Here is a 4,805-nt window from a genome sequence, read left to right as displayed (position 1 = left end):
GAGTCCGGCCGTCGTCGAGTGCCGGCCGCCCGGCCCGACGGCGGACACCGCGAGGGCCGAGATGGCTGTACGAGCTCAGTTGTTGAGGCTGGTGTGGTTCCACCAGCCCTGCCGACCGGCCTTGAAGCTGATCGACGCACCGGCTCCGTTGATCCTTGCCTCGTAGCTCTGCCCCTTCTTCAAAGGGCTCTCCATCACCACAGCATGAGGGTCCTCGATCGACTCGATGGTGATGTCCGGGACCTTGCTCAGGAGCGTGGGGTCGATGTCCCGCGGCTCGGTGACGGTGATGACCTCGTCCCAGTTCGGCTTCTTCGCGAGCTGGTGCGCGATGTGTACCTCGTCGCCCTCGCCGAACAACAGGTACGTGAGGTACGCGGGATATTCCAGGCCTCCGAGCTTTCGGAAGTACCGTACGTCCTCCGCCCTGCACACCGCGTCGGTCTGCTGCCCGTTGAGCATCTTCTGGATTTCCCGTGAGCCGTCGGGTTTGACGACGACCCGTTCCAACTGGACCTTGAAGGTCTTGCCCTGCTTGAGGTCCGCGAGTGGGAAGTGGTCGGGGGAGAAGAGGCTGTAGAAGACCCTCTTGTCCTCGTTCTTCGCCAGATCCGCGAGATACGCGTCGCGCACGGCGTCCGCGAGGCTGAGGGTCACGATTGCCTGGAAGGCATGCGCCTCCACGTTGTAGAGCGCCAAGTGGTAGGCGAAGATCCGTCTCTTGCCGATCAGCAGAAACCGGTGGAGACCGTGCAGGTCTCCGCTGTGGGGGCCGGCTTCCTGTCCCATGTCCGTATTCATGACGTGCGGCGCCTTTCCTGTTTCCTGCGGTTCAGAAGGGGGAGTCGGGGAGGCCGGCCAGACGCCGCGCCCAGAAGGAGCGGTGCATCCAGCGGGTCTCCTGGGCGTGAATGAAGCGGTGGCCGCGCAGATACGCGGTCCGCGCGGCCGTGACCTTGTGTGCGTAGGCGGCGAGGGCCGAGTCCTCGCCGTCATGCACGCGGCCCGGACCGCAACGCAGGCGCCCCAGGTGGGCGTCGACGGCCCGGCCCGCGCTCAGCCCGGTGTAGAGGGCGGTGAGGACACCCTGGGAGGAGAGCGGATCGAAGGCGACCGCCGCGTCCCCGGCGGCGGTCCAGCCGTCTCCGTACACCCGGTCCAGGTGCGCGGTGTGTGCGGCTGCCCTGCGGGGCGCGGCGAGTGGTGTGGGTGTGGGCTCGTGGCGGCGGGCCCACCGGGACACGTGCCGGGTGGCCAGCATCCGTCGGTGGAAATGGTGTGCGGTGTACGGGGCGGCAGGCAGGTCGGTGTCGGTGAAGTAGGCGACCAGCCGCCCGCCCGAGGGCTGCGGGGCGGTGTACCACCAGCCGTCCTCGTCCGACTCGACGAGCGAACGGCGGTCGGTGTCCCCGGGATCCGCCTCCAGGGGCGCGTGGAGGGCGGTGAGCCGGTCCAGGACCCGCCGCCGGGCGCCGCACCGGACGGCGATCGCGGCGGCCCGGCCGGTGGCGTCGATGACCCACCGGCAGCGCACCGTACGCTCGCCGCCTGTTCCCGTGTCGGCAGGGCCCGTGCCGCCGCGCAGAGCCAGAGCCCAAGCGCCGTCCGGCTGCCGCACCGCCCCGCGTACGGCCGTGCCCTCGGCGACCGCGGCCCCCGCCTCGCCGGAGGCGTCGCGCAGTCGCCGGTCGAACAGCCGCCGGTCGAGGTGCCAGCCATGGCCGTGCGGATCGTTGATGAAGTCCACGGCGTGCAGGTCGGCAGACCCCCACGCCGAGAGGTTGCCGTAGCAGGGCAGATGCCCGGAACCGAGGACGCGGTCGGCGACGCCGAGGTCGCCGAGCAGGACCCTCCCTGCGGGCACGAGCGTCTCGCCGACCTTCGGCGGCCCCGTGCCGGCGTCCGCCAGCAGAACCGTACGGCCGGCCCGGGCGAGTGTGAGCGCGGCGGCGCAGCCGGCCGGGCCTCCGCCCGCCACCACCACGTCGTAGGTCTCCGCGCCGGGGGCGGGTGCGGGGCTCACAGTGCCTCGTGGAAGGGGTCGAGTTTCTCGAGGTATCCGCCGGCGATCTCCTCCGCGCTGTAACCGGTCACCTCCATGGCCTCGCTGATCGCCCGTGCCACGAAGTCGGCCTCGATGGATTCCGGGGTGGGCTTGCCCTCGGGCCAGGTGCCGGCCGCGGCGGCCAGCACGGCCGGAGCCGCCTCGAGCACCTGCAGGTTGACGAGGTTCGCCGTGTCCAGCGCCTGGTCGAGCGGTGCTCCCGGGCGCGACTCCACCCCGATCCGTTCGGGGAACTTCCCGTCGCCCACGGTGTAGTCACGCACCTCGACGATGCCGAGTTTCGGCCAGTCCTTGACCATCTGGGTGCGCTGCTCGTTCGTGTTGCCCTTGAGACCGCGCAGCCAGGTCGCCCGCCGCTCGAACGCCTCCTCCCGGGCGCTGTCGTCGCTGCCGGCTGGCGACGTGTTGACCTTTTCGAAGTCCTCCAGCTTGAGCACATGGTTGGGCACATGGGCAGGCCAGAAGGTCGGCAGGTACGGGCTGTAGCGCGGACCGAGACCTTTGAGCACCTCGTAGCCGGAGCGGCAGCTCGCGGTGTCCGCCTGCCAGGGGGCGGCCATCCAGCGGGTGAGGTCTCCGGGGCCCTGCGCGTACAGGGGGCCGTTCTTGGCGGCCGCCTCCTGCGGGGTGAGGGTGGGCCCGAAGTCGGGTTCCGTCGTCCCCGGCGCGCGGTGCAGGATGCGGAAGGGCTCGGTGAACATGGTCGCGGACCTGATCGGCCAGGTGACCTCACACCCCGGGTGGAACGCGTCCGCGGCACAGTTTTCCAGAGCCGCCCGGTCCAGCAGTCCCGGCTGCTCGGCGACAGGGGCGTCGTCGAGCATGGGGCGGGGCTGTCGCAACGGTCCCGCCTGGAACTTGCCGTCCGCCCAGCGCTCCAGCATCCAGTCCTGGGTCGGGGACAGCGTGATGTGCTGACGTACGGACATGGGGTCGCTGGTCATGGCATCGCCGTAGAGCCACGGCCACGGCAGTGGGGACTTTCCGTCGCGGTCGTAGTCCCGCAGGGCGACGTACGTCTGGCGACGCAGTTCCTGGTTCCGCTTGGACGGATCGGCGAGCCGCTTCCGCATCGCGGGGGAGAGGAAGAAGTTGGGGCCGTTCCAGCCGAACTGCGTGGCGAAACCCTGGTTGACCCACTGGAGATCGCAGAACCGGCGCAGCAACGGTTCGATGTGATCGGTGAAGGAGATCTTTGGCGGACGGGTGAGCGAACCGGCCTTGACGAAGACATCGAAGAGCACGTCGTAGAGGGTGCGGATGGACTTCATGCCGGGGGCGTAGTGCGGCGGCCCCACCACGACCCAGGCCGGGGTGGCGGTCAGCTCCCTGCCGTCGATACGGACCTTCGCCGTCACCGGACCGTCGGACACGTCGTCGTACCAGGTGTCGTTGTTGGCGACTCCGGTGATCGGTTTGTTCATGTACGAGGCGGAGTTCCCTTTGCCGCCGAGCACCATCAGACGGCCGTCGGAACGGGTGGAGATCTCCCCGAGGTACACCACCTTGCCCATGATCTTGCCGGTATCGAATTTCTTCGTCTCGGTCATCGAGCCGCGAACGGTGCGGCTTCCGGGATCGTTGACCAGCTTCGCCCGGTCGGCGCCCGTCACGGTGGCGTTTCGCCGGGCGTACTGTCCGGCCGGGAGCGTCTTGCCCTCGGGGATGTCGAGCGCGAAATGGAACTGGTACCAGGCGGCCTTCTTGTTGGCCAGGTGCACCGTCCACTGGATCTCGGACACACCCCCGGCGCCCGGCTTCAGCTCCCGTACGACCTCCCCCGCGGCGTTGTAGCCGTACACCCGGAAACGCGCGGCCTGCCGCCGGATCGCCCCGGCACTGTCCTTGTAGGAGCCAGGGCCCCCGGGTTGCTGATCCGGTGATTCGGGGCCGATGAACGGTGCCTCGGCGCTGTTTCCGACCCGGGCGACACCAATGGCAGGGTGGATCTTCGCCTGCACGATCTGACCGTCCATCGAGAAGCCTTCCGTCGCGGGGCTGCCGGGTCCGGTCTCAACCGTAGGATCTTGCGCTTCCGCCCGAATATCGAGACTGCCGAATGGGTGTACGGATTCGTCTGGTGGGGGCAAGGGCGGCGCTTTGGGGGGTGCGCCTATGTGTTTGGTCAAGGGAAACGGGTGTGCGGCGGGTCGACGAGCCGGGCAGCACCCTTGCGGGCGGCGGTGTCGAGCCCCTCGAGGTGGCTTCGCGGTGTTCTAGAGGGGGAGAGGCAGGGAGTCGGACGAGACCGCGATGTAGGCCAGCCCGTCGTACTCCTCGGCCAAGGAGGAAAAGGCCCTGATGGAGGCGGTAGGTCCAGCGCGGGACCATGGCGCCGAAACTTCGTACACCGTGCCGGCCGTCGAGCCACGCCTGTAGCGTCGTCGGGGCGTCGGCTGCGCTGCGCAGGTCCACGAGGTGGTTGCCGGGGTTGGCGGTAGCCAGCCGGGCCTCTATGGAGCCGGCGCGGGCAGCTCCGATCCGGTTGCTGCCGGCGGCGCGGGCTCGGGGACGAGACCATGGACCGGGCCATGTCCGACGGGCGCGGAAGGAACCGCTGCCCAACAGCAGGCCGAGTGCGTAATAGGCGTCGCCGTACCGTGAGTGAAGGTGTTGTCCCAGTGCCGGCACCCCGCCACCGTAACGGCCCTTGCTGATGTGCCCGTTGTGCGCCCAGAGGGCGATCCTGGTGGACGGGTCTTCGAGGACGGTTCCCACCGCGTCGGCCATGTACCGGTCG

The 4,805-nt window shown here is 69.3% G+C and carries 4 protein-coding genes; all 4 read right to left on the bottom strand.

Annotated elements, in window-relative coordinates; all coding sequences use genetic code 11:
* Window positions 1-75: 75 nt before the first annotated feature.
* From ABZY12_RS34175 to ABZY12_RS34160, 4 genes are read right to left on the bottom strand one after another with little or no spacing between them, the layout of a single operon-like run.
* Window positions 76-789: a hypothetical protein gene (locus ABZY12_RS34175; protein ID WP_356897327.1), complete on the bottom strand. Its 714-nt coding sequence runs from the start codon at window positions 787-789 to the stop codon at window positions 76-78.
* Between the two features lie 43 nt (window positions 790-832).
* On the bottom strand, window positions 833-2,023 hold the full coding sequence (locus ABZY12_RS34170) for an FAD-dependent monooxygenase (RefSeq protein ID WP_356897326.1): 1,191 nt from the start codon (window positions 2,021-2,023) through the stop codon (window positions 833-835).
* Window positions 2,020-4,041 carry a LodA/GoxA family CTQ-dependent oxidase gene (locus ABZY12_RS34165; protein ID WP_356897324.1) on the bottom strand — a complete coding sequence of 674 codons (2,022 nt, stop codon included), beginning with the start codon at window positions 4,039-4,041 and terminating at the stop codon, window positions 2,020-2,022. Before ABZY12_RS34165 ends, ABZY12_RS34170 begins: the two co-directional genes overlap by 4 nt.
* A gap of 37 nt (window positions 4,042-4,078) precedes the next feature.
* Window positions 4,079-4,795, bottom strand: coding sequence for an erythromycin esterase family protein (locus tag ABZY12_RS34160; RefSeq protein WP_356897329.1), 717 nt, complete (start codon window positions 4,793-4,795; stop codon window positions 4,079-4,081).
* Window positions 4,796-4,805 lie beyond the last annotated feature (10 nt).

This window comes from Streptomyces sp. NPDC006551 (genome assembly GCF_040611675.1).
Taxonomy (GTDB): Bacteria; Actinomycetota; Actinomycetes; order Streptomycetales; family Streptomycetaceae; genus Streptomyces.
This window is presented reverse-complemented; position numbering and strand designations above follow the sequence as displayed.

Coding starts and splice junctions, on each gene's coding strand:
- ABZY12_RS34160 (WP_356897329.1), bottom strand. CDS start 4,795: ATGGCCGACGCGGTGGGAACCGTCCTCGAAGACCCGTCCACCAGGATC.
- ABZY12_RS34165 (WP_356897324.1), bottom strand. CDS start 4,041: ATGGACGGTCAGATCGTGCAGGCGAAGATCCACCCTGCCATTGGTGTC.
- ABZY12_RS34175 (WP_356897327.1), bottom strand. CDS start 789: ATGGGACAGGAAGCCGGCCCCCACAGCGGAGACCTGCACGGTCTCCAC.